We start from the raw sequence: 22,731 nt of genomic DNA, 5'->3' as shown, positions 1-22,731 counted from the left end.
CGTGCCACCCGCGGCTCGCCCCCACCTGGCTGCCCCAGGCCGGGGCCGGGCCCGAGCCATGTCCGAAGCCCCGGCCGCCCCGCACGGCGGCCGGTCGGCCTTCTTCCGTCCGTCACGGCAGGCAGTCCGGGTGCTCGGCCCCTGCGCGCGTGCCGTCCCGCCCGACAGGAGTGCACCGACACCGATGACCGACACGTCCCGCCCCGGACCGCCACCCCCCTTCGACCCCGAACTGGTGCCCGTTCTCACGGAGTTGGCACACACCATGCCGTCGGCTGTCCTGCCAGAGATGATCCCGGCCCTGCGCGCGTTCATGGCGGCCACGGCGCCGACCGACGACGAGCTGCACCGGGGTGGTGCGATCGATTTCACGGAGCGCCGGGTCCCGGGGCCGGAAGGCGCTCCCGAGATCTCGCTGCTGATCTGCCGACCGGCCGGCTCCACCGGGCCACGGCCCGCGGTCTACTTCACCCACGGCGGCGGCATGATCCTCGGGGACAACCGCAACCTCATCGGGGAGATGCTCGACTGGGTGCAGGAGCTGGGCGTCGTGCTCGTGTCCGTCGAGTACCGGCTGGCCCCCGAACACCCCTTCCCCGCGGGGCTGGAGGACGTGTACGCGGGGCTGCGCTGGACCGTGGACCACGCGGACGAGCTGGGCGTCGATCCCGGCCGGCTGGTCGTGTCGGGGCCCAGCGCCGGCGGTGGCCTGACCGCGGCCCTGACGCTGCTCGCCCGGGACCTCGACGGCCCCGTGCCAGCGGGGCAGTTGCTGGTCTGCCCGATGCTCGACGACCGCAACGACAGCCTGTCCGCCCACCAGATGGCCGGTGTGGGCGCCTGGGACCGCACCGCGAACGACACGGGCTGGACGGCGCTGCTGGGTGAGCGGCGCGGCGGCCCGGACGTCACGGCCTACGCGTCGCCCGCGCGCGCCGAGGACCTGTCCGGCCTGCCGCCGCTCTTCATCGACGTAGGTTCCGCCGAGACGTTCCGCGACGAGGTCGTCGCCTACGCCTCGCGCGTCTGGCAGGCCGGGGGCGAGGCGGAGCTGCACGTGTGGCCCGGGGGCTTCCACGGCTTCGACGCGCTCGCCCCGGACGCCGAGCTGTCGAAGCGGGCACGCGCGGCCAGGGCGGCGTGGCTGCGGCGGACGCTGCTCGGCTGATCGTCTTTCGGCGCACAGCGATTGCTGACGTGCCAGCAATCACCGGGCTAATTCATTGATGAATCAACAAGGAGGTCAGCATGGACATCACCGTCATCGGCCGGGGTCGCGTCGGCGGTGGCCTCGCCCGCAGATGGCAGCAGGCCGGCCACCAGGTGACCGCGCTGGGACGCGAGGGCGGCGATGCCTGCGACGCCGAGGTCGTCGTCGTGGCCGTACCCGGAGACGCGATCGCCGCAGCACTGGGGAAGGTGACCGGGCTGGCCGGCCAGGTGACCGTCGACGCCACCAACCTCTACGGAACACGGGACGAGACCTACCCGTCTCTCTCCCACCAGATCAAGGCGGTCATCGGGGGGCCCACCGCCAAGTCGTTCTCCACCGTCTTCGCCGCCGCGTACGAGCAGATCGACGCGCAGCGGGTCGTGCCCAGCAACCTCTTCGCGGCCGAACCCGGCGCCAAGGAAGTCACTGAGCGGCTCATCCGTGACGCGGGCTTCGACCCGCTGTACGTGGGCGACCTCGACCCCGGTGCGCGGCTGCTGGAGAACAGCTCGGCGCTCACCCGCGCCCTCGCCGCGCAGATCGGTCCCTTCTTCTACCGCTACGGGCGCCCGGGCGAGCTGTAAGCCCGCGCTCCACCGCCCGCCATCGGTTTCCTTTACAAGGAGTGGAACAACGAGGCCGCCGGCTTCGTCAGTCACGGCAGCGTCGGTGGCACCCGCGCCGTCGAGCACCTGCGACTGGTGATCGGCGCCGCCGGGCGGTGCCGAGAGGGGAAGCCGCGGCCCCGAGGCCCCGGCAAGGAGGGCGGATCCGCACCTGCGGTGCGTGCCGCCCGCTCCGCGCGACGAAGGCACCCGGGTCAGCGGCCGTCCGGCTCGGCCGCTGTCTCCTGGGCGTCGCGTACGGCCGCGAGGACGCTGTCGAGCAGGCCGGGGAAGCGGGCGTCCAGGTCGTCCCGGCGCAGACTGTGCAGGATGATCCGGCCTTCCCGGCGGGCCCTCAGTACGCCGGCATCGCGCAGGACGTGCCAGTGGCGGCTGGCCGTGGAGGCCGAGACGTCGGGCAGCGTCGTCCCGCAGGTCAGCTCCTCGCCCCGGGCGAGGCGCTCGATGATCCTCAACCGCGTGGGGTTGGCCATCGCGTCCAGCACCGACTCGATGCGCAGTTCGGTCCGGGCGGGATGCGTCAGCGCTTTCACTCTTCGAGTGTACGCAAGTTTGCGGACTGACGAATTCATGTGCCCCGATTCACAGACCTGGCGTTTTGCCTCGCAGGTGCCTTACAGTTCAATAGTTCACGTCATTGCGAACTAACGAAGGATGCGGTCAGTTGAGTGCCTACATGGTCATCAGCGTCACCCCCCAGGACGACGAGAAGATGCGGGACTACGAGTCCCGGACGCTCGACGTGGTCTCCCGCTACGGCGGCAGGCCCATCGCCCGGGACACCGAATGCATCGTCCTGGAAGCCGACCAGCGTCCCGGCATCGGAGTGATCCTGGAGTTCCCCGACAAGCAGGCCGTCCTCGACTTCTACCACTCCGAGGACTACAAGCCCCTCAAGGAGTTCCGGCACACCTTCGCCACCGCCGGCGCGCTCGTGATCGACTCCGTCTGACCCCGGTCCGTCTGAGCACACCGAGCCGCACCCACACCGCTCGACCCGCCCCGCACACCGCGAACCGGGTCGGGCTAGGCGAGTTTCACCGAAGCGGCCTCTTCGCGGTTCCGACACAGTGGTGTTCCCGATCGCACGAACGGCTGGAAGGCCACGTGTCCGTACCCCCATGGGTCGGCCTCCTGCCGTTGCGCATGTTCCGTCGGCCGTCACCGAGCCTCCGCCCGGTGGCGGCGGACGGAATCCGGAGGAGGCTGCACGTGGAACGGTCGGTTCGGCTGGGGCGGCACATGCAGGTCACGCTACGTGTCACGACGGCTCAAGACACGGATCGAACCTGTGAGTTGTGGATCGTGAGCGTGGACGACGATGTGTATGTCCGGGCCCTGTCCGGGGTTCGGACGTGGTGGCACCGACAGGTGGCGGGTTCCTCCGCACAGGTATGGTGCGCGGACGGCATCGTGCAGGCGCACTTCGAACCCGTGCCGGACCTCCCCCTGCTGGAGCGGATCGATGCCGCCTATGCGCAGAAGTACGGACTCGGCTGGCCGGGCCCCGTCGGCTTCATCACCGCACCCGTTGCCCGCGCCGCCACCCTGCGCGTCGTCAGTGCGCCGGAGATCGGCGGCCGAAGAGGGGAGCCATCAGACACCGCGTGACCCTCCCCCGTCGTCGGCACTCCGTCGCAGCAGGGCCGTCTTGCCGAGCCCGGGTTCACCCGCGACCACCGGCGTGCCGCCGCGGCCCGCACCGGACGCGGCGAGGAGGTCGCCGATCGTCGCAAGTTCCCGTTCGCGGGCCGGAAGACCCCGCGGCGCGTGCGAAGGGCTGATCATGCGTCAGGGGATCGCGCGGCGGAGTGGCGCAGGTCCGAAGCGGTGTCAAGGGGCAGCAGCGGCGAGACGTTCCTCCACGGTTGCGGCGTCGCCCTGGAAACCGAGATGGCGCAGGATGGCCAGGGCTTTCCGCCAGTGCTCCACCGCTTCCTCGGCACGGCCCATCGCGGCCAGGGCGTCGCCGAGCGCGCGCAGGGACAGAGCCTCCAACTGCTCATGCCGGACCGCCCTGGTCAGCTTCAGCCCCTCTTCGGCACACCGCACGGCCGGGTGCAGGCGGTTCGCCGCGGTGTACGCCTCGCTGAGGCGAATGAGGGTACCCGCGCGTACGAAGTCCCAATCCCCTTCGACCAGCAGCCCCAGGACGTGCTGATAGACGGCGATCGCCTCATCGAGCAAACCCTGGCGTACCAGCACCTGCCCGTAGCGGTAGTTCGACAGGGCTTCTCCCTGCCGGTCGCCGAGTTGTCGGGACAGCTCGACCTGGCGCTCCGATTCGGCCACGGTCTGCTCGTCGATGCCCTCACTGCTCAGCCGGGTCTGGACTGCGTTGCCCAGCACCATCGACTCCAGGGACCGGTTGCCTCGCCGTCCGGCCAGGGCGGCGGCCTCTCGGAACAAACGGACAGCGCGAACCGGGTCGCGGTGACCGACGACCATGGCCTGAACGTTCAGTGCCATGGCGCGGACGTCCTCATCCCCCTCACACGACGACTGCAGTACCCGGGCCACCTGGCTTTCCGCCTCACTCAGCCGCCCGACTTGGGACAGCGCTCCGCCCAGGATGTAGCGGGCACGGCCCTCGGAACGCCCGTCGTGCGCGTGGGCGGCCGCGTCGGCGACGAGGGTGGCCACCGGGATGATCTGGTGCCACAGGTGGGCGTTCATCAGCACGGCGTCCAGCATCAGCAGCAGCGTCGCGGCGCGGTCGGTGTGCGTGGCCGCTGTCTGCGTCAGGAGCATCAGGATGTCGTCGAGACTGGAGGCGCTCCACGCGAGCACCTCGTCGACGCCGGCGAAGCGCGTTCCTCCCGGCACGACGGGCAGTGCCGTGCGCGCCACTGTGTGACCGGGCCGGATGACACGGTAGGACTCGGCGGCGGCGACCAGATGCAGATCCAGGAGGCGTCCCAGCGCGGCGTGGCGGACCTGTTCGGGGTCCGTCTCCGCAGCCAGGCGTCGGGCGAACAGGCGGACCAGGTCGTGACAGCGGTAGCGCTCCAGCGCGGGCGACTCCAGCAGCCCGACGCCGACCAGCCGTTCCAGCAGGGCCTTGGCGGTCTCCGCCGGAAAGTCGAGCACGGCGCTCGCGGTCGTCAGGTCGTACACACCGTGGGCGGGCAGGGCGAGCAGCCGCAGGGTCCGGCGCGTGAGGTCGTCGAGTTGGCCGTATCCGAGGGCGAAGCTGGATTCGACGGTGACCGTGTCAACTGTCAGTTCGGACAGTCGGTGCTGTTCGTCGGCGAGGCGTTCCGCCAGGTCGGCCAGGCTCCATGCGGGGCGCGCGGCCAGCCGGGATCCGATGATCCGCACGGCCAGCGGCAGTCCCCCGCAGGCGGTGAGGATGCGGTGCGCGGTACGTGGCTCCGCCTCGACGCGGGCGGCCCCGATGAGCCGGGTGAACAGTCCCATCGCCTCTCGCAGGGGCAGTGCTCCGAGGACGATCCGCAGGCTGACCGGGAGGGTCGCCAGGCCGCTGCGGCTGGTGATGACCACGGCGCAGGTGGGGGCGCCGGGCAGCAGCGGGGTCACCTGGTCCATGTCGGCGGCGTTGTCCAGCACGATCAGCACGCGCTGCTGGGCCAGCCGGGAGCGGTACAGGGCGGCCCGATCGTTCAGCTCCGTCGGGATGTAGGAGTCGCGCTCGCCCAGGGCGCGCAGGAAGGACGCCAGCACGGTGCCGGGGTCGGCGGGCGTTCCGTCGGCTCCACGCAGGTCGACGTAGAGCTGCCCGTCCGGGTAGGCGGCGAGCACGCTCTGCACGCTGTGCATGACCAGGGAGGTCTTCCCGGCGCCTCCCATTCCGGTCACCAGCACGATGGGCAGTGCCTGCGCCGGAGGGTGCGACAGAGCGTTCCTGATGCTTTCGGTCTCCCGGGCGCGGCCGGTGAAGTCGGCCACCGCATGGGGGATCTGACGGGGCGCCCGTTCCTGACGGGAGACGACCTCGGGCGGCCGGGCGGAAGGAGCGGTGCGGCCGAGGATGTCGGCGTGCAACTGCTGCAGGCGGGCGTTGGGCTCGATGCCCAGTTCGCGTGCGAGCAGGCGGTGCGCCCGGCGGTAGGCCGCCAGTGCCTCGCCCTGGCGGCCGGTGCGGTGCAGCGCCTGCATCAGCAGATAGTGCAGGCCTTCGCGCAGCGGGTGGATCTCGGCGAGCGCGCTGAGATCGGTGGCGGCGTCAGCACACTCGCCGAGCTCCACCATCGCCTCCAGGCGGGCCTCGACCACGTCCAGGCGGCGTTCCTCCAGCCGGGAGCGCTCGGCTTCCGCGAAGGGACCGGGTATCCCTGTCAGTGTCGGCTCCCGCCACATCGCCAGGGCGGTGTCGAACAGGTCCCGGGCTCCCGCCGAGTCACCGGCCGCGCCGCAGATCCGCGCTTCGGCCACCTGCTGTTCGAACATCTCCCGGTCCAGCGTGCCGTCGGCCGGACTCAGCGAGTAGCCGCCGGGCACGGACCGCAGAACACGCCACGGCTCGCCAGACGCGCGATCGGGCTCCAGGAGATTACGCAGGCGCCATACGTATGTACGCACCACGGTCTCCGGGCGCCGGGGCGGGACGTCCCACAGGGCACCCACGAGGTCGTCCCTGCTCACGACGCGGCCCTGCCGCAGGATCAGGACCGCGGCCACCGCCTGCTGCTGGGGCGGTCCGAGGTCCAGCTGTATGCCGTCGCGGCTCGCCCGAAGCCGGCCGAGCACCGCGAAGTGAAGGCGTGACGTACCCGATCCCCCCATGATCCCTCATCGTGTGCGAGACGCCGAGCAGCTTCGGCGCTCAGGAGCAGTTCGTATGTTTACTGGTATGCGAAGTAGCGAAAGCGCGTCACATCCTATGCGTTGAGCTGCCTTTCATCCCGCCACATGATCATCGTCACCTCTCGCTGCCAGCGACGCGACGGACCCTGGAAGGTACGACCGTCGACGAGGGAGAAGCAGCCGACCGGTCGGCGCGATGCCGACCCGCCTGCTGGTTGGGCACAGGCCGCCCATGCGCGGCGGCCGCGGGCGGTGTGAGCGTGGACGGCGGGGTGTGCGGGCGACGCCCGCCCGCCGTGGTCACCGATTGACCGGTCCCGCAGGAACATCCGCCCTGGCCCGGCGCCACGAAAGGCGCTCCCGGGTGTCGGGAGCGCCGCCGTGCGAGGGAAGAGCCTGGTGTACGCGGAACTCCGGCTAGGGAGAGCGTGGTGGCACCGCCTCCGGATTCGGTGCGCCGGTCACCATCGGCATCCGCGCCGCCTTGAGCGACAGCCGTACGTCCTCGGCGTCCAGCACGTCCTGAACGCCGCGGAGCACGATGTCGTCGATGTGCCCGGCGTCCCGCAGCTCGGTCAGCGCCTGCCGCTTGACCCGGAGCAGCGCGGCCTCCAGCTGGTGGGCGCTGTGGCTGCGCCGGGTGGCGGCCTCCCCGCCGTGGACGCGGTCGCTGATGTCGCGTTCCAGCTGAGCGACCGTGCCCGCTTCGACGCCGTGGCGGCGGGCCAGTGCGGGCAGTGCGCGCAGCGCGGCAGCGCTGAGGTGGCGGTGTGCGAGGACGGACTCGGCGGTCTGCTCGTCGTCGGCGTCGCTCCGTGCCCACCGGACCACGGCCGGCAGGGTCGGACCGAGCACGGCGAGGGTCACGACGATGACGACGACGGTCGTGAACACGATGGCGTCCCGGTGATCCACGGGACGTCCTTCGGCGGTCACCGCCGGGATGGTGAGAGCGGCCGCCAGGGAGATGGCGCCGCGCATGCCGGCCCAGGCCAGCGGCAGTCGCTGCAGCGCCCCGATCCGGCGCGCCTTCTGTACAGGCCGCCGGTCCACCAGACGTACCGCGTAGGGGACGCTGTAGAACCACAGGAACCTCGTTCCGACCACCGCGGCACTCACGGCGAGGGCCACCGCGACGGCCTGCAGCAGGTCCGTGGAGGTCAGGGCCCGGACCGCGGCGGGCAGTTGCATGCCCACCAGGACGAACAGGGCGCTGTTGAGGAGGTGGCTGGTGACCTCCCAGAAGGCGGAGGCCTGCACACGGGCGTCAGGCCTGATCACCCGGGGTCCGTACCGGCTGCTGACCAGTCCGCAGGTGACGACGGCCAGGACACCGGAGACGTGCAGGAGTTCGGCGGGCAGGAAGGCGAAGAACGGTGTGGCGACACTGAGGACGCTGTGCAGCAGCGGATCGTCGAGCCGACGCCGTACCCACCTGAGCAGCAGGGCGACGGCCACGCCGATCGCTATGCCGCCGACGTAGGACTCGATGAAGCGCACCGAGGTCCCCGCCCAGCTGAAGGGAACGTCCTCGGCGACCACCTCGATGGCGACGGCGAGCAGCACCAGAGCGGTGCCGTCGTTGAGGAGGCTCTCGGTGCGCAGCACGGTCAGGATGCGCCGGGGCATGGCGCGGGCCACGGCGGCCACGGCGGCGGCGTCGGTCGGCGCGAGCACCGCGCCGAGCACGAGGGCCAGGGGCCAGGGGTAGCCGAAGGCGTGGGCCACGGCCGCCACCGCCAGCGCGGTGGCCAGGACCAGCACGGTCGACTGCAGGGCGATGGTGCGCAGGTTGTGGCGGATCTCCCGCACCGAGGAGGTCAGCGCCTCCCAGTACAACAGGGCGGGCAGGAACAGCAGCAACACCGTCTCGGGCGAGAGGGTGACGGCGTCGAAGGGCGGCGTCATGCCCATGAGGCAGCCGGCCCCCAGCAGAAGCAGGGGTTCGCTCAGGCCGGTGCGGCGGACGGTCCATCCGGTGACGAGCACGGCCGCGGCGACGGCGACGACCAGTTCCAGGTTCTCCATGTCCGTGTGCCTTCCATGGTTCCGGGGCGGACGAAGTGCGGGGGAGAGGAAGGCTGTCCCGCCCGTGCGCGGGGCGGGACAGCCGGATCAGCGGCCGTCGCGGGCCGGCATCTCGTCCTCGCGGTACAGGACCAGGTGTTCGTGGTAGAGGACACCTCCGCGGACGTCTCCGGTGGCGGTGAAGCCGGTGTCGTCTACGTAGTCGATGTGATCGCCGGTGACGGTGTAGCTGCCGGTGTAGGCGCTCTGCCGGGTGCCGCGGGCCTCGTCGTAGCGGCCGTCCGGCAGCAGTTCCTGGCGGATGTGCCCGTCGGCGGTGACCCACATGCCGACGTAGGGGTGCGGGGCGGGCGAAGAGGCGTCGTTGGTGTTCATGACATCCACCGTCGCCCGCGGCACCGGCCGGTACCAGGCCGCGTGTTTCCTGGGTGCGCTCCACCCAGGCTCAGCGGTGGGCGGCGCTCGGGCCGGGTCCGCCGTCTCCGCGTCGACCCGTGTCAGGACGCGGTCGAGGAACTCACCGAACTGGCGTACCTGCCGGCCGGTGAAGGGGTCGAAGAAGAGCCGGCGCACCGTCGCCGCGTCCGGGGCGCGGCGACGGTGCGCCCCGGACGCGGCGAGGCGTGCCGGGGCGCGACTTCCTCGATGGCCTGCCGCCCTGCCCGCTGTACCTGGGAGTGCGGCCGCCGGGAGCTCCCCGGCGGGCCGTCACCGAGAGCGGACTGCTGCTCCTGGGCAGTGAGCCGTTCGACGAGAAGATCTCCTGCGGTGGAACTCCATCGGCCGCACCGGTGAGGAGATCGCCCAGGGCCCGTGCGGACGGGAACGCCGGGCGGCGCTTCGGCACTGTCCACGGCTTCCAGGGGGGATCCCTCCCACGCCGGATCTTCCCGAGGCCGCTCAAGGCCTGCGGCCGGGTGCGCCGAGTCCGCGCACGCGACGCCGCAGGGGAGGCGTCCCTGTCTCCGTCGGGGCCGGTGACACCCCCTCGCCGGCGGACGCCGAGCCGGGCCGGCCGCTCGGGACGGGCCGGCCGGGCACGGTTGCTTCCACGTCGGCCGGTAGCCCGGCAGATGTGATGTGGCACGGACGAGCCCGTAGGGCAGCGGCGCGCCTGGTGGCCCCTCACCCGCGAGGACGGCGCCACCCGACGGTGGCGCCGTCTGCCCGCGGGGCCGGGCGAGGGTCAGGAGGTGGTACCGGCGTTGAGGACGTGGTCGCGGGAGGTGGCGACGTCGTCGCGCAGGGCGGCGAGGTCGACGTCCAGTAGGCGTCCGTCCCACTTGCGGACCTGCCCGGCGACGAAGACGGTGTCGACGTTACGGGCGTCGGTGCCCAGCACCAGCGTGCCCACCGCGTCGTTCAGCGGCATGTTGTTGACGTCCTCGGCGCGGACCACGAGCACGTCGGCCTGCTTGCCCGGCGTGAGCGAACCGGTCACCTCACCCAGCCCGTTCGTCCGGGCCCCCTGCAGAGTCGCGAAGTCCAGCACGTCGAGGGTGCTGATCCGGCGCGGCCGCGCATCGGTGCCGTAGGCGGCGTTGACCGCCCGCATCCGCTGGATGGCGTGCAGGGCCCGCATCTGCGTGAACATGTCGCTGGCCAACGCGACCTCCACATCGATGCTCAGTCCCGGCCGCACCCCTACCGCCAGCGCCTCGTCCACCGCCGGGATCGCCGACTCCAGGCCGATCTGCGCGTCCGACGTCGGCGCCAGCGCGATCGTGGTCCCGCTGTCGCCGATGGCCCGCCACGCGTCCGGGGTCAGGCCGGTGGAGTGGATCAGCGTGAGGTCCGGACCCAGCAGTCCTTGCCGCTCCCACTCCAGGATCGCCCGCGACGACGGCAGCCCGAAGACCGCGTCCACGCTCACTCCGACACCCAGCTCGCGGGCCGCCGCGGCCAGCCGCGGCCCGTACTCCAGCTCCGGGCCCGCGATCTCACCCGTCGCCAGCGTGGCGATACGGAAGGTGAGGAGGCCGCTGCCGTACTCCTTCTGAAGCCGCGCCACGTCCGAGGGCCACTGCTTGTCCCAGTCACCGAAGTGTGGGGCCATCGCCGCGTGCACGCCTCGGATCCCGGAGTCCGCCAGCGCCTGCACCGCCGCGTCGGAGTGCGCGGCCGTGCGCGAGTTGTGGGAGAAGTCGAGCATGGTGGTGATGCCGCTGTCGAGCGCCGTGAGGGCCGCCAGCCGGGTGCCGACATACATGTCCTGCGGGCGGTACACCTGTGCGTATCCCAACAGCGTGGTGGTCACGTAACCGCCCAGGTCGTCCACGTCCGGCATGACGCGGCGCAACTGCGTCTCCCAGGCGTGTCGGTGCGTGTCCACGAACCCCGGTGCCACGACGCATCCCGTGGCGTCGATCACCACCGCGTCCGTGGCGGCGCCCTGCGCCCGCAGGTCCTCGCCCACCGCGGCGATCACCTCGCCCTCGATCAGTACATCGCCTCTGGACAGCACTCCGAGAGCCGGATCCATGGTGACCACCGTGGCCCCCGTGAGCAGTACACGCCTGTCACGGTCGCCGGCCGAGGCGCTCAGCCGGTCCAGCAGGCCCTTGCGTACGGAATCGTCGAGATACATGAGACACACCCACATTCGATCGGAGGGACACCGCCGACACCTGGGCGGGCCGGCTGCAACCACCGTCGTCGCGTCCTGTCTCCCGCACCAGGCCGCCGTGTACCTGGGAGTACCACTCCCAGGAACCGTCCGAATGGCCGCTGCGGCCGAGGACTCGAAAGGCGGGCTCGGACGGCGCGCCGCGCCGCCGGAAGGAGCGTCGCCGTGGGCGGGCTCGCCTCCTGTACGCAAGGTCCCACGCCTCCGGCCGGCCCGGCAGGGGACGTGATCATCCGTGTCCTCGCGCCGGGGGCGTGGTCCCGGCCGGTGGACCGGTTCGCGGCCGCCGCAGGCTCCGTAGCGGGTTCACAGCTCGCTCCGCTCGGCCGGGCGCAGTCCTTCCACGTGGCGGAGCTGACGCCGCGAGGGGACGTCGAGCTTGCGCAGGATGCTGCGGACGTGAGCGTCCACCGTACGGGGACTGACGAACAGGGCCGCGCCGACCTCGCGCGAGGTCTCTCCCGACGCCACCATGCGGGCAACGCGCAACTCCTGGGCCGTCAGCGTGTGCACGCCCGTGCTGGGACGCACGGACCGCTCGCCCGCCGCACCGAGCCTGATGGCGGCCCTGGTCCGAAAGGCCCGCGCTCCGGCACCGGAGAACACCGTCCATGCTTGCCGCAGCGGTTGGCGAGCCTGAGTGCGGCGCCCGGTCTTCAGAAGCCACTCGCCCCACAGCAGGTGGGCACGGGCCGCCTGCAGCACGGCACCGGCCCGGGTCAGTTCCTCCACGGCCCGCCGATACGACTCCTCCTTCTCCCGGCCGTCCCGGAACAGCGCCTCCGTCTGCAGATACAGCCCCTCGGCCCACGGGGTGCCGCACGCCCGGGCGTTGTCCCGAAGCACCTCGCAGGCAGACCGGGCCGAGAGCGTCTGCCCACAGGCCGCGGCGGCCTCGGCGCACTCCGCCGCCAGCAGGGCCCGGTACCCCGCACCGGCACCGTCGTACAGCTCCCCCACGGCCGCGAGCGCCGCCTCCGGCCGACCCGCTCCGTTGTGCAGGACTGCGCGGGCGTATTCCGTGGCCGTCAGCAGCCGCCCCTCCCGGCGGTCAGCGGCCTCACGTGCCGCGAGATCGATGAGCGGGACACCCCTCTGCTCGTCGCCCCGCCACGCGACCAGCGCGAGATCCGCATAACGCAGCGGCGCCATCCCGAGGGTGTCGGTGATGCCGTGGGCCTCCGCCACCCGCTCCGCCGCCTCGTCCAGACGGCCGAAGTGCAGGTCCACCATGGCCTGGTGGTTCAGCGCGATGGACAGTGCGGCGTGGTCCCGTCTCTCGCGCGCGCTCCGTACCTGCCTGCCCACCAGCCGCTGCCACGCCCGCGCGTCACCCACGTACAGGGCGGCGTCGCTGGCGAGACGTGCCACGTTCGGGTCGTCCAGCGCATCGGAACGGGCCTCGGCCAGAGACCGCCGCACCACTCGTGCCATGAGCGCTGCGGCGGCCACGGGCCCTTTCGAGACGGAGGCCATCTGGGCCCGCAGCACAAGGCTCACGACACCGTCCGCGCTTGCGGTGCTGTCAGTGCCGTCAGTGCCGTCGGTGCTTTCTGCGCTTTCTGTGCTTTCTGTGCTTTCGGCGTCGGCCGAGTCGTCCGTGTCCGGGGACGGGTCCGGGGGCACGGCCAGGTCAGGGCATATCCGCTGCGTCTGGGCGACGATGTCCACGATCCGCTCCCGGGGCAGGTGTCGTCCGGAGTAGGCGACGGCCGCGAACGCGTCGAGCAGGACGTGCCGAGCGGAAACGGGGTCCTCGTCCGCCACCAGACGTGCCGCGTCCACCAGGAGGCGCACCGCCTCCTCGTCACGCTGCACGGCGTACGCCGTGCGCGCGTGCAGCAAGGCAACCCGGGCGTGGTCCGCGGCGGGCATCGGTTCGTGTCTGAGGGAGGCCAGCATGGCGAGTGCCTCGCGGAACGCGCCTGTCTCCCGCTTGGCGCACGCCGCCGACAGCAGCCGCGACGCTCTGGTCCGGCGATCCACCGTCAGAGCGGCGGCCAACTCCCAGAAGCCGCAGGCGACGGCCGCCCCGGTGCCCCGCGCCGCACTGCGCGCAGCATCCTCCAGACGGCCGGCCACCTCCTCGTCGAAGCCTGCGGCGGCCTGCCCCAGATGCCAGGCGTGGCGGTCGGGTTCCTGCATGGCGTCACAGCACTCGGCCAGGGTGGCATGCGCGCGCCGCCGCTCGGTCGAGGACGCCGCCGCGTAGACCATGGACCGCAGGAGGGGGTGGCGGAAAGACATCCGCGTACTGGTGTCGAGGATGCCCGCGGCCTCCGCGACCGCCGCGGCGTCCGGGCCGATGTCCAGCCGCGCCGCGGCCCGGCGCACCACGAGAGGATTGCCGTCCGGTTCCGCCGCCGCCAGGAGCAGCAGCAGCTGTGTGTCGGTGGGGAGTTGGGACAAGCGGATGCGGAAGGACTCCTCCAGCCGCTTCGGCCCTCCCCTGTATCCTCCGACCGACCTGGCCGCCATCTCCGTCGGTCCGATCCAGCGGGGCAGATGGAGCAGAGCCAGCGGATTGCCGTGCGCCTCCGTCAGAACACGCTCGCGCACCCGCTGGTCGAGCGGGGCGCGGACGGTGCCGTCCAGCAGCTCCCGTGCGTCCCGGTCACCGAGCGGCCTGACGTCACGCGTCGGCAGGCCGGCCAGTTCCCCGAGGCGGCCGATGTCCTCGGCGGCGAAGACGAGGGCAACGCGCTGGGCGGCGACACGCCGGGCCACGAAGGCAAGCACGGCGAGCGAACCGGGGTCCATCCACTGCGCGTCGTCGACGAGGCAGACGACCGGCTGCTCCTCGGCGGCGGCCGACAGCAGGTTCAGGACGGCCAGCCTCAGGTGCAGCGGGTCGGGGGCCGAGCCGGAGCGGCGTCCAAGCGCGACGCCCAGCGCGTCGCGCTGCGGCTGCGGCAGGCCGCCTAAATGGCGCAGTAAGGGACCGGTCAGGTGCTGGAGTCCGGCGAAGGAAAGCTCGGTCTCACTCTGTGTGTTCTCCAGGCGCAGAACACGCAGTGTCCGGTGCTCGGCGTGCACGCTGTCGAGCAGGGTGGTCTTGCCGATGCCTCCCTCGCCGAGCAGTACGAGGGCGCCGCCGCTGCCGGCGCAGGCTCGCCGGACGAGATCCCGCAGCGCGGCGGTCTCCACACTGCGGCCCAGCAGCCCCGGCGCTCCGGGGCTGACCTCTGATCGGTCACCCATCCTGTCATCGACCCGCACGATCGTCCTCCCCCACCCTTTCGACAGCTCACGTCTGTGTCTCGTCGTCGCGACGGATGTCCGTGGCTCCGGTGTGATCCTCGGTCAGGCCCGTCTATGAACCGTCTATGAGGCGTCTAGCTAGAAGTGATCCGTCGGTCGCTGCCCCACCACCCGCGGCGGCGGCACACGGCGCACAGGCTGCCTGCCTGGTCGTGCCCAGCCGGATCAGGGCAGATCAGGCCACGTCCGAACCCTTTTCCGGCGTGAACGTGGCAGGAAGGCGCACCGGCCCCCGGGTGATGCCCGCGGGCAGCCGGGTGACGCCTTCCGTCGGCCGGGCCCACGCCATCTCCGGCAGGCGGGTCAGCAGCACCCGCAGCGCGATCGACGCCTCCAAGCGGGCCAGCGGTGCCCCGATGGAGTGGATGCCGTGGCCGAGGGACACGTGGCGTGCGGGGCGCCGCGAGCCCACCCGTCCCCGGTCCGGCCTCATCACTTCACCTCGCTCCGCCCTGCTGCCCCCACCCACTTCTGCAAGACGCTCGGCAAAGCCCTCAGCAGCCCTTTCACAGAGACACTTCCGCCTGGCAGAAGCCGCCTTGCGCGGCGACCGCACCCGTCAGGAACCTGATCCCAACCACGGCACGCGGGGCGACGACGCCCCGCCGACAGGGACGGGAACCCCCATGCCTCACATGACCGCCTTCGCCAGGAACCAGTGGTACGTCGCCGCCTACGCCGAAGAAGTGGGGCGGGAGCTGCTCGGCCGGACGATCCTGGGTGAGCCGATCGTCTTCTACCGCACGGCGGAGGAGGGCACGCCGGTCGCGCTGCACGACCGGTGTGTGCACCGTCGGTACCCGCTGTCGGAGAGCGGGCTGGACGGGGACCGGATCGTGTGCGGGTACCACGGCTTCACGTACGACACGACGGGCGCGTGTGTGTACGTGCCGGGGCAGAAGCGGATCCCGCGGACGGCGCGCGTGGCCTCGTACCCCGTGGTCGAGCAGGACTCGCTGATCTGGGTGTGGATAGGCGACCCGGCGCTCGCCGACCCGCAGACCATCCCGCGCGCCAAGCACCTGGCCACCCCCGGCTGGGTCACCGTGCGCGGCATGGAGCCGATCGACGCCGACTACGGACTGCTCGTCGACAACCTGCTCGACCTGTCCCACGAGACCTATCTGCACGGCGGCTACATCGGCACCCCCGAGGTCGCCGAGACGCCGATCACCACCGAGGTCGACGAGGGTGCGGGCGTCGTGCGGGTGAGCCGGCACATGGACGACGCCGAGTGCCCGCCGTTCTACGCGAAGTCGACCGGTATCGAGGGGCGGATCACCCGCTGGCAGGACATCGAGTACTTCGCCCCGTGCCTGTACCTGCTGCACAGCCGGATCGCCCCCGTGGGCGTGGTCCCCGAGGCGGACGGCAGCGACCCGAACGGCTTCCACACCGAGATCACCTACGCCATCACCCCGTCGGCGGACGGCAAGGTGTACGACTTCTGGATGGTCTCCCGGGACTGGGCGACCGAGAACGACGAGGTCACCGAGTTCCTCAGGGGCAACAACCACACGGTCGTCATGCAGGACGTCGACGCGCTGAACCTGCTCCAGAAGACACTGGGCACCGAGCGCACCGGCTACCAGGAGCTGAGCATCAACATCGACACCGGCGGTCTGGCCGCCCGGCGTATCCTCGCCCGGCTGGTCGAGCAGGGTGAGAAGCCGGTGGAGAAGGTCCAGTGAGCACACCGCCCACCTTCCGGACCGGAGAGGTCTACCGCATCGACTGGCTGCCGGGTACGGACATCCTGCACGGCACCTGTCACTGCGGACGCGAGCACACGGCACAGGACCCCATCGAGATGTGGGAGTGGATGCTCGCCCACCCCCAAGGACACGAGCCGCAAGGAAACAGCACATGACCTCGTCCCCCTCGCCTTCGTCGTCGTACGAAGCCGAACTCATCGTCGAAAGGCGGGAGTTCGCGGCCGACGGCGTGCTCGCCCTCACCCTGAGGCACCCGCTGGGCGAGGAACTCCCGGTCTGGGAGCCGGGGGCTCACATCGACGTGCTGCTGGGCCCTGAGCTGGAGCGGCAGTACTCCCTGTGCGGCGACCCGGCGAACCGCGAGGTGTGGCGGATCGGTGTCCTGCGGGAGCCCGACGGGCGCGGCGGATCGGCCTACATGCACACGGAGTTGGCCGAGGGCGACAAGGTCCGTGTGCGCGGGCCGCGCAACAACTTCGCCCTGGAGCCGGTGCCCCGCTACCGGTTCGTGGCCGGCGGCATCGGCATCACCCCCATCCTGCCGATGCTGGCCGCGGCCGAGGCGGCGGGCGCCGAGTGGTCCCTGCTGTACGGCGGGCGCAGCCGTGAATCCATGGCGTTCCAGGAGGAGTTGGGAGCGTACGGGGACCGGGTGACCGTCGCCCCGCAGGACGAGGCCGGGCTGCTCGACCTCGGGTCCGTGCTGGACGGCCTTCCCGACGACGCCCTCGTCTACTGCTGCGGGCCCGGCGCGCTGCTCGACGCGGTCGAGGAGCGGTGCCCCGGGAAGGCGCTCAGGGTCGAGCGGTTCCGGCCGAAGGAGCAGGAGACGGGCCCGGACAGCGAGTTCGAGGTCGTGCTGGAGCGGACGGGGAAGACCGTGACGGTGCCCGTGGGGATCTCCGTGCTCGACACCGTACGGGCCGCCGGGGTCGAGGTGCTGTACTCCTGCGCGGAGGGCACCTGCGGGACCTGCGAGACGGACGTGCTGGAGGGCACCCCCGACCACCGCGACTCGGTGCTGAGCGACGAGGAACGCGAGTCCGGGGAGACCATGCTCATCTGTGTGTCCCGGTGTCAGGGGTCGCGGCTGGTGCTCGACCTGTAGCGACATCGGTCCGGCCGGTGACAGCGTCGGCCCGGCCGGTCGCCGCGTCCGCCAGGCCCGTGGCGGCGCCGGGGGCCACGGCGCGCAGCCGGCCCGCGGCCGTCCCCGTCACGCACAGGTCGGCCTCGATCCGGGCGACCGCGGCCAGCAGGTGGGGCAGCAGGTCGCGGCGTACCGACTCCACGGAGGTGCGGCCGGCGTGGACGGGGATGTTCACACCGGCCACCACCTCGCCGTCCCGGTCCCGGAGCGGAGCGGCGACCGATCGGAGCCCCTCCTCCAGTTCCTGGTCGACGAGGGCGTACCCCTGGCGTCGTACGCGGCGCAGCTCGGCCCTGAGCCGGTCGGCGGAGGTGAGGGTGCGCCGGGTGCGGGGTTCGAGGTCGGCGCGGGCGAGCCTGGCGTCGATCTCCTCGTCCGGCCGATGCGCGAGGATCACCCGGCCGACCGAGGTGACATGGGCCGGGAAGCGGGTGCCCACGGTGATCGTCGCCGTCATGATGCGGCTCGCGCTGACCCTCGCCACGTACACGATGTCGTCCCCGTCGAGGACGCACAGCGAGGACGACTCCCCGACCTGCGCGACGAGCCGCTCCAGATGCGGTTGGGCGAGGTCGACGAGGGTGAAGCCGGACAGATACGCGTAGCCGAGTTCGAGCACGCGCGGGGTCGGCCGGAACAGCCGGCCATCGGTGTGGACGTACCCGAGGTCGACGAGGGTGAGCAGGAAGCGGCGGGCGGCCGCCCGGGTCAGCTCGCAGGTCCGGGCGACCTCGCTCAGGGTCAGCGCGGGATGTTCGGCGTCGAAGGCCCGGATGACCGCGAGGCCCCGCTCCAGGGACCGGACGAAGTGCGGTTCACGGGCTCCGACGAACCGGTCTCGATCGGGCATCGTCGCCTCCAGGAAGCCGCTCGGACGCCCCACGGACGCCGCACGGGAACAGCACGGAAGCCGCACGGAAACCACACGAACGAAGCGCGGCACATGCGCTCCGTACGCACGGGGGTGCGCTCTGCGCACGCTAGGAGCACACTTCTGCAACTGTCAACGACCGTGCACGGCAAGGCCATTGACCCGAAACCGGTGGCGTTCTACCTTCCGGCTGAGCACTTCTGTGCGGTGTGCGCACAGCCTGTCGAAGAGCGGTCCCATATGGGGGAATCATGCGTCGTCTGCTCATCGGCCTCGCGGCCGGCACCTTGTTCGTCACCGCGACGGCCTGCGGTTCGTCGGGCTCCGGCTCGGACGGCGGGAACGCGGGCTCCGGCGGCACCACCACGCTCAAGCTCGGCGTCATCCCCATCATCGATGTCGCCCCGCTGTACCTGGGCGAGAAAAAGGGCTTCTACAGCGAACGCGGTCTCGAGTTGGAGCCGACGCTCGCACAGGGCGGGGCGGCGATCGTGCCCGGTGTCGTCTCCGGCCAGTTCGACTTCGGCTTCAGCAACATGACCTCCCTGCTGGTCGCCCAGTCGAAGAACGTGCCGGTCAAGGCCGTGGTGAACGGTGTCGCCTCCACCGGTGAGGCGGGCGCCGACTTCGCGGAGATCGCCGTGCCGAAGGGCAGCCCGCTGAAGTCCGCCAAGGACCTGGAGGGCAAGAAGGTCGCGGCCAACACCCTCGGCAACATCTGCGACACCTCGGTCAACGAGTCGGTCCGCAAGGACGGCGGCGACCCGTCGAAGGTCGAGTACGTGGAGATGCCGTTCGACCAGATGCCGGCCGCGCTCTCCAAGGGCCAGGTCGACGCGGCCTGCGTCGTGGAGCCCGCGCTCGCCACCATCAAGTCCCAGGGCGGCACCGTCCTCGCGTCGAACTTCGTCGACGTGTCCCCGGACCTCACCGTGGCCATGTACTTCACCTCCCAGCAATACGCGCAGAAGAACCCGGAGTTGGTGAAGAAGTTCCAGGAGGCCACCGCCGAGTCCCTCGCGTACGCCGACGAACACCCGGAGGAGGTACGGGAGATCATCACCTCCTACACGAAGATCCCGGAGAGCCTGCTGGAGACGGTCGTGCTGCCCCGCTGGCCCGCCGAGCCGGACCGTGCCTCCATCGAGCGGCTGGCCGAACTCGGCCAGGAGGACGGCCTGTTCGAGAAGGCCCCGGACCTGGACAAGCTGCTCCCGTGAGAGGAGCCGACGCCGCTCTCGGCGCGGCCGGGCTCGCGGGGTTCCTCTCCCTCTGGGAGGCGACCCCGCGGCTCGGCCTCGTCGAGGACGACTACCTCCCTCCGGTCAGCCGGGTCGCCGGCGCCCTCGCCGGCGAACTCGCCGACGGGGCCTTCTGGACGGCGCTCGGGGACACCCTCACCGGCTGGGCGGTGGGGCTCCTGATCGCCGTGACGGCCGGGATCCTCACCGGAGGGGTCATCGCCGTCGTGCCGCATCTGCGCGAGGCGACGTCCTCCACGATCGAGTTCCTGCGCCCGATCCCCTCGGTGGCCCTGATCCCCCTCGCCGTCCTCCTGTACGGCAGCCAACTGCAGTCGGTGCTCCTGCTGGTGGTCTACGCGTCCTTCTGGCAGGTCCTGATCCAGACCCTGTACGGCGTCCAGGACGTCGACCCGGTCGCCGAGGAGACCGCCCGTTCCTACGGTCTGGGCACCTGGGCACGGGTCCGGCACGTCCTGTGGCCCACCGCCCTGCCGTACGTCATGACGGGCGTCCGGCTGGCCGCGGCCGTGGCCCTCATCCTGGCCGTGACCGCCGAACTGGTCATCGGGGCACCGGGGTTGGGCCAGCGCATCTCGGTCGCGCAGTCCTCGCAGGCGGTGCCGGAGATGTACGCCCTGGTGGTGGTCACCGGGCTGCTGGGGCTGCTCATCAACGTGGGGGCGCGGACCGTGGAGCGGCGGGCGCTGGCCTGGCACCAGTCGGTGCGCGGGGAGGTGGCGGTGTGAGCCGCGTACTGCTCCGGCCGCTGGTCGCGCTCGCTCTCCCTCTCGTCCTGGTCATCGTCTGGTGGCTCGCGTCGGACGACAGCACCGATGTGTTCTGGCCGCCCCTGCGCACGATCCTCGGCACCTTCCCGGACGTCTGGACGGCCGAGCGGCTGCGCGCCGACGTCCTGCCCAGCCTGGTGCGCCTGACCGCCGGCTACGCCCTGGCGGCCGTGGCAGGAGTCGCCCTCGGCACGGTCATCGGCTCCTACCGCCGGGTGCGGGCGGTGTGCGAACCGGTCCTCGAATTCCTGCGGGCCGTGCCGCCGCCGGTCCTCGTCCCGGTCATCACGCTGTTCGCGGGCATCGGCGACACGATGAAGATCGCCGTCATCGCGAGCGGCTGCGTGTGGCCGATCCTGCTCAACACGGTCGAGGGCGTGCGCGCGGTGGACTCCGTCATGTCCGAGACGGCCCGGTCGTACGGCATCACGGGCGCGGCCCGGCTGCGCCACGTCGTCCTGCGCTCGGCGAGCCCGCAGATCTTCGCGGGGCTGCGTCAGGCGCTGTCCATCGGCATCATCCTCATGGTCATCAGCGAGATGACCGCGTCCAGCAACGGACTGGGCTACACCATCGTCCAGTTCCAGCGCGGTTTCGCTGTCCCCGACATGTGGACCGGCATCCTCGTCCTCGGTCTGCTCGGGTTCCTGCTGTCCGTCGTCTTCCGGCTGGTCGAGCGGCGTGTGCTCGGCTGGTACCACGGTCTGCGCGCGTCCTCCCGGCGGTCGTAGTGAAACTCGAGAAGGAGCGGCAGGCGATGCACGCCTTGCTTGACGTATCGGGCCTCAGGAAGGTCTACGAGGGTTCCGGCCGCCGGGTCGAGGCGGTGCGGGACCTCACCTTCACCGTCGACGCGGGTGAACTGGTCTGTCTGGTGGGCCCGTCGGGCTGCGGCAAGACGACCCTGCTGAAGTGTGTGGCGGGGCTGCTGGACCCGACGGCCGGTGAAGTCCTCCTGGGAGGACGGCCGGTGGACGGGCCGCCGCCGGGCATGGCGGTCGTCTTCCAGGAGTACGGGCGCAGCCTGTTCCCCTGGATGCGGGTCCGCGACAACGTCGAACTACCCCTGAAACAGAAAAAGTTGAGCAAGGTTCGACGGGGTGAGCTGGTCGACGACGCGCTCGCCTCGGTCGGCCTGGGCGACGCGGCGGGCGCCTACCCCTGGCAGTTGTCCGGCGGTATGCAGCAGCGGGTCGCCATCGCCCGCGCGCTGGCGTACGAACCGGACGTGCTGCTGATGGACGAGCCGTTCGCGGCGGTCGACGCCCAGACCCGGGCCGATCTGGAGGACCTCGTGCGGGGTCTGTGGCGGGAGCGGGGCATCACGATCCTCTTCGTCACCCACGACATCGACGAGGCCGTCTACCTCGGTGAACGCGTCCTGGTCCTCTCCGCCTCCCCCACCGTCGTACAGGAACAGCTCAAGATCGACCTCCCCACCGAACGCGACCAGTTGCACACCCGCGTGGCACCGCGCTTCGCGGAGCTGCGGACGCGTGTGTACGAGCAGATCCAGGCGGCGAAGCGGGGTGTCCCCCTGGACAAGGGGTGACCTCCGGCGCCGTCGCTGGACAAGGAGTGACCTCCGGCGCCGTCGGCGACCTGAACGCCGGCGGCGCCGGAGGGCGTGCGGCTCACCTCTCGGGAGAGGGCACCACGCTCAGGTGGGTCGACGTGGCGCGGCGGGGGCGGCGCGTCCTGCGGGTGGGGTCGGTCGGGCGGCCCACCTCGCGCAGGACGAGGGTCATACGGTGATAGCCCAGGTCGCGGAGGGTGTCGGGGCTCTCGCTGACGACCCGGCAGTGGGTGGCGCCCCAGCGCGGGTCCGGGTGGACCAGGGGGCGTACGGCACCGTCGTGCCGGCCGGCGTGGGGGCCGACCGTGCGGAGCCAGTGCGGGAGGCCGTGGCGGTAGGCGGCGTCCATGATGGGGTCCTGGGCGATCTCCCGGCGGATGGACTGCAGTCCCCGGTCCTGGCCGTGGCACTCCACGGCGGCGGCGAAGTGGGCGAGCATCGGCAGGCACCAGCTGGACTCGTGGTCGCCGAGGACCGTCGCGGCGTCCGGGTGGAAGAGCACGAAGCGGAGGAAGTTGTCGCCCGGCATGGCCGTCGGGTGCGGTCCCACGCCGTTGAAGAGTGTCCGGAACGCGGAGTTGGCCAGGACGACGTCCCAGCGGTGGTCGAGGACGACGGACGGGAACGTCACGGACTCCAGCAGCGCGGCGTAGTCCTGGAGGTACGCCTGTGCTTCCTGGGCTTCGGATGTGTCGGGGACGGGCCGCGGTACCGACCGCTGCCCTCCTGCCTGATGTGCCATCGGGAGGTCACCCCTCTTGCCTATGCGGCCTTCACGCGGCGCCTTGATCCTCCTGCCCTGGGCGGAGTCGTGTCAACTATCGTGGCATTCGGCGACGGTTGACGGCTGAATCTCGCCACAGTTG

At 71.4% G+C, this 22,731-nt stretch carries 21 protein-coding genes and 1 pseudogene; 12 read left to right on the top strand and 10 right to left on the bottom strand.

Translation table 11 applies throughout. The annotated features are described in order from the left end of the window. Positions 1-184: 184 nt before the first annotated feature. The 3 genes and pseudogenes from OG272_RS41345 to OG272_RS41335 all read left to right on the top strand — a co-directional run. A complete protein-coding gene (locus OG272_RS41345; RefSeq protein WP_328224412.1) occupies positions 185-1,168 on the top strand; it encodes an alpha/beta hydrolase in 984 nt (327 codons plus the stop codon). 80 nt (positions 1,169-1,248) lie between these two features. Next, entirely contained in the window at positions 1,249-1,797 is a 549-nt protein-coding gene (locus tag OG272_RS41340; RefSeq protein ID WP_326574605.1) for a dinucleotide-binding protein, read from the top strand. An 18-nt stretch (positions 1,798-1,815) separates the two neighbouring features. Then, positions 1,816-1,920 (top strand): annotated as a pseudogene (locus OG272_RS41335) (NADPH-dependent FMN reductase); the annotation flags it as partial. A 113-nt stretch (positions 1,921-2,033) separates the two neighbouring features. Here the strand turns inward: OG272_RS41335 and OG272_RS41330 are convergent. Further along, entirely contained in the window at positions 2,034-2,372 is a 339-nt protein-coding gene (locus OG272_RS41330) for an ArsR/SmtB family transcription factor (RefSeq protein ID WP_405895748.1), read from the bottom strand. Between the two features lie 131 nt (positions 2,373-2,503). On the opposite strand from OG272_RS41330, the gene OG272_RS41325 reads away from it, so the two are divergent. Both OG272_RS41325 and OG272_RS41320 read left to right on the top strand, forming a co-directional pair. Then, positions 2,504-2,791 carry a DUF1330 domain-containing protein gene (locus tag OG272_RS41325; RefSeq protein ID WP_327726817.1) on the top strand — a complete coding sequence of 96 codons (288 nt, stop codon included), beginning with the start codon at positions 2,504-2,506 and terminating at the stop codon, positions 2,789-2,791. Between the two features lie 194 nt (positions 2,792-2,985). Then, the gene (locus OG272_RS41320) at positions 2,986-3,450 is read left to right on the top strand and encodes a DUF2255 family protein (protein ID WP_327750282.1); all 465 of its coding nucleotides are present in this window, start codon (positions 2,986-2,988) and stop codon (positions 3,448-3,450) included. Here OG272_RS41320 and OG272_RS41315 read toward each other — a convergent pair. From OG272_RS41315 to OG272_RS41285, 7 genes are all read right to left on the bottom strand, one after another. Beyond that, complete coding sequence (locus tag OG272_RS41315; protein ID WP_326574608.1) at positions 3,436-3,627, bottom strand: hypothetical protein; 192 nt, start codon at positions 3,625-3,627, stop codon at positions 3,436-3,438. The genes OG272_RS41320 and OG272_RS41315 overlap by 15 nt on opposite strands. Before the next feature lie 45 nt (positions 3,628-3,672). Beyond that, a complete protein-coding gene (locus tag OG272_RS41310; RefSeq protein ID WP_405895747.1) occupies positions 3,673-6,585 on the bottom strand; it encodes an AfsR/SARP family transcriptional regulator in 2,913 nt (970 codons plus the stop codon). Between the two features lie 438 nt (positions 6,586-7,023). Beyond that, positions 7,024-8,634, bottom strand: coding sequence for a Na+/H+ antiporter (locus tag OG272_RS41305; RefSeq protein WP_328224410.1), 1,611 nt, complete (start codon positions 8,632-8,634; stop codon positions 7,024-7,026). A gap of 87 nt (positions 8,635-8,721) precedes the next feature. Further along, positions 8,722-9,009 (bottom strand): Atu4866 domain-containing protein, encoded by a 288-nt coding sequence (locus OG272_RS41300; protein WP_405896123.1) that lies wholly within the window; start codon positions 9,007-9,009, stop codon positions 8,722-8,724. An 811-nt stretch (positions 9,010-9,820) separates the two neighbouring features. After that, the gene (locus tag OG272_RS41295; RefSeq protein WP_327726820.1) at positions 9,821-11,221 is read right to left on the bottom strand and encodes an amidohydrolase family protein; all 1,401 of its coding nucleotides are present in this window, start codon (positions 11,219-11,221) and stop codon (positions 9,821-9,823) included. Between the two features lie 345 nt (positions 11,222-11,566). Then, on the bottom strand, positions 11,567-14,461 hold the full coding sequence (locus OG272_RS41290; protein ID WP_405895746.1) for an AAA family ATPase: 2,895 nt from the start codon (positions 14,459-14,461) through the stop codon (positions 11,567-11,569). 235 nt (positions 14,462-14,696) lie between these two features. After that, entirely contained in the window at positions 14,697-14,954 is a 258-nt protein-coding gene (locus OG272_RS41285; protein ID WP_405895745.1) for a hypothetical protein, read from the bottom strand. A gap of 193 nt (positions 14,955-15,147) precedes the next feature. On the opposite strand from OG272_RS41285, the gene OG272_RS41280 reads away from it, so the two are divergent. From OG272_RS41280 to OG272_RS41270, 3 genes are read left to right on the top strand one after another with little or no spacing between them, the layout of a single operon-like run. Further along, positions 15,148-16,212: an aromatic ring-hydroxylating dioxygenase subunit alpha gene (locus OG272_RS41280; RefSeq protein ID WP_327726823.1), complete on the top strand. Its 1,065-nt coding sequence runs from the start codon at positions 15,148-15,150 to the stop codon at positions 16,210-16,212. Continuing rightward, positions 16,209-16,391 carry a hypothetical protein gene (locus OG272_RS41275; protein ID WP_326574615.1) on the top strand — a complete coding sequence of 61 codons (183 nt, stop codon included), beginning with the start codon at positions 16,209-16,211 and terminating at the stop codon, positions 16,389-16,391. Before OG272_RS41280 ends, OG272_RS41275 begins: the two co-directional genes overlap by 4 nt. After that, positions 16,388-17,344: a PDR/VanB family oxidoreductase gene (locus OG272_RS41270; protein ID WP_327726824.1), complete on the top strand. Its 957-nt coding sequence runs from the start codon at positions 16,388-16,390 to the stop codon at positions 17,342-17,344. The genes OG272_RS41275 and OG272_RS41270 overlap by 4 nt, the downstream gene beginning before the upstream one ends. Here the strand turns inward: OG272_RS41270 and OG272_RS41265 are convergent. Further along, positions 17,295-18,236, bottom strand: coding sequence for an IclR family transcriptional regulator C-terminal domain-containing protein (locus tag OG272_RS41265; RefSeq protein WP_327726825.1), 942 nt, complete (start codon positions 18,234-18,236; stop codon positions 17,295-17,297). The genes OG272_RS41270 and OG272_RS41265 overlap by 50 nt on opposite strands. A 272-nt stretch (positions 18,237-18,508) precedes the next feature. Here OG272_RS41265 and OG272_RS41260 point away from each other — a divergent pair, with 272 nt between their 5' ends. Genes OG272_RS41260 through OG272_RS41245 form a run of 4 tightly spaced genes read left to right on the top strand, consistent with a single transcriptional unit; the run spans position 18,509 to position 21,841 of the window. Beyond that, complete coding sequence (locus tag OG272_RS41260; RefSeq protein ID WP_326574618.1) at positions 18,509-19,477, top strand: ABC transporter substrate-binding protein; 969 nt, start codon at positions 18,509-18,511, stop codon at positions 19,475-19,477. Further along, entirely contained in the window at positions 19,474-20,247 is a 774-nt protein-coding gene (locus OG272_RS41255; RefSeq protein ID WP_327726826.1) for an ABC transporter permease, read from the top strand. Before OG272_RS41260 ends, OG272_RS41255 begins: the two co-directional genes overlap by 4 nt. Next, on the top strand, positions 20,244-21,020 hold the full coding sequence (locus OG272_RS41250; protein WP_327726827.1) for an ABC transporter permease subunit: 777 nt from the start codon (positions 20,244-20,246) through the stop codon (positions 21,018-21,020). The genes OG272_RS41255 and OG272_RS41250 overlap by 4 nt, the downstream gene beginning before the upstream one ends. A 26-nt stretch (positions 21,021-21,046) precedes the next feature. Then, entirely contained in the window at positions 21,047-21,841 is a 795-nt protein-coding gene (locus OG272_RS41245; protein WP_327726828.1) for an ABC transporter ATP-binding protein, read from the top strand. A gap of 82 nt (positions 21,842-21,923) precedes the next feature. Here the strand turns inward: OG272_RS41245 and OG272_RS41240 are convergent, their stop codons facing one another. Next, positions 21,924-22,607: a hypothetical protein gene (locus OG272_RS41240; RefSeq protein WP_326574622.1), complete on the bottom strand. Its 684-nt coding sequence runs from the start codon at positions 22,605-22,607 to the stop codon at positions 21,924-21,926. Between the last annotated feature and the right edge of the window lie 124 nt (positions 22,608-22,731).

The organism is Streptomyces sp. NBC_00104 (assembly GCF_045160825.1).
In the GTDB taxonomy this organism is placed as follows: domain Bacteria; phylum Actinomycetota; class Actinomycetes; order Streptomycetales; family Streptomycetaceae; genus Streptomyces.
Note: the sequence above shows the minus strand (reverse complement) of the source record. Positions and strands in the feature narration are given on the sequence as shown.

Excerpts from the sequence above, each read along its gene's own strand:
- OG272_RS41310 (WP_405895747.1), bottom strand. The coding sequence starts at position 6,585 with ATGGGGGGATCGGGTACGTCACGCCTTCACTTCGCGGTGCTCGGCCGG.
- OG272_RS41280 (WP_327726823.1), top strand. The coding sequence starts at position 15,148 with ATGCCTCACATGACCGCCTTCGCCAGGAACCAGTGGTACGTCGCCGCC.
- OG272_RS41260 (WP_326574618.1), top strand. The coding sequence starts at position 18,509 with ATGCGTCGTCTGCTCATCGGCCTCGCGGCCGGCACCTTGTTCGTCACC.
- OG272_RS41340 (WP_326574605.1), top strand. The coding sequence starts at position 1,249 with ATGGACATCACCGTCATCGGCCGGGGTCGCGTCGGCGGTGGCCTCGCC.
- OG272_RS41270 (WP_327726824.1), top strand. The coding sequence starts at position 16,388 with ATGACCTCGTCCCCCTCGCCTTCGTCGTCGTACGAAGCCGAACTCATC.
- OG272_RS41245 (WP_327726828.1), top strand. The coding sequence starts at position 21,047 with ATGCACGCCTTGCTTGACGTATCGGGCCTCAGGAAGGTCTACGAGGGT.
- OG272_RS41290 (WP_405895746.1), bottom strand. The coding sequence starts at position 14,461 with ATGGGTGACCGATCAGAGGTCAGCCCCGGAGCGCCGGGGCTGCTGGGC.
- OG272_RS41305 (WP_328224410.1), bottom strand. The coding sequence starts at position 8,634 with ATGGAGAACCTGGAACTGGTCGTCGCCGTCGCCGCGGCCGTGCTCGTC.
- OG272_RS41320 (WP_327750282.1), top strand. The coding sequence starts at position 2,986 with ATGTTCCGTCGGCCGTCACCGAGCCTCCGCCCGGTGGCGGCGGACGGA.
- OG272_RS41265 (WP_327726825.1), bottom strand. The coding sequence starts at position 18,236 with ATGCCCGATCGAGACCGGTTCGTCGGAGCCCGTGAACCGCACTTCGTC.
- OG272_RS41240 (WP_326574622.1), bottom strand. The coding sequence starts at position 22,607 with ATGGCACATCAGGCAGGAGGGCAGCGGTCGGTACCGCGGCCCGTCCCC.
- OG272_RS41295 (WP_327726820.1), bottom strand. The coding sequence starts at position 11,221 with ATGTATCTCGACGATTCCGTACGCAAGGGCCTGCTGGACCGGCTGAGC.
- OG272_RS41285 (WP_405895745.1), bottom strand. The coding sequence starts at position 14,954 with ATGAGGCCGGACCGGGGACGGGTGGGCTCGCGGCGCCCCGCACGCCAC.
- OG272_RS41300 (WP_405896123.1), bottom strand. The coding sequence starts at position 9,009 with ATGAACACCAACGACGCCTCTTCGCCCGCCCCGCACCCCTACGTCGGC.
- OG272_RS41315 (WP_326574608.1), bottom strand. The coding sequence starts at position 3,627 with ATGATCAGCCCTTCGCACGCGCCGCGGGGTCTTCCGGCCCGCGAACGG.
- OG272_RS41345 (WP_328224412.1), top strand. The coding sequence starts at position 185 with ATGACCGACACGTCCCGCCCCGGACCGCCACCCCCCTTCGACCCCGAA.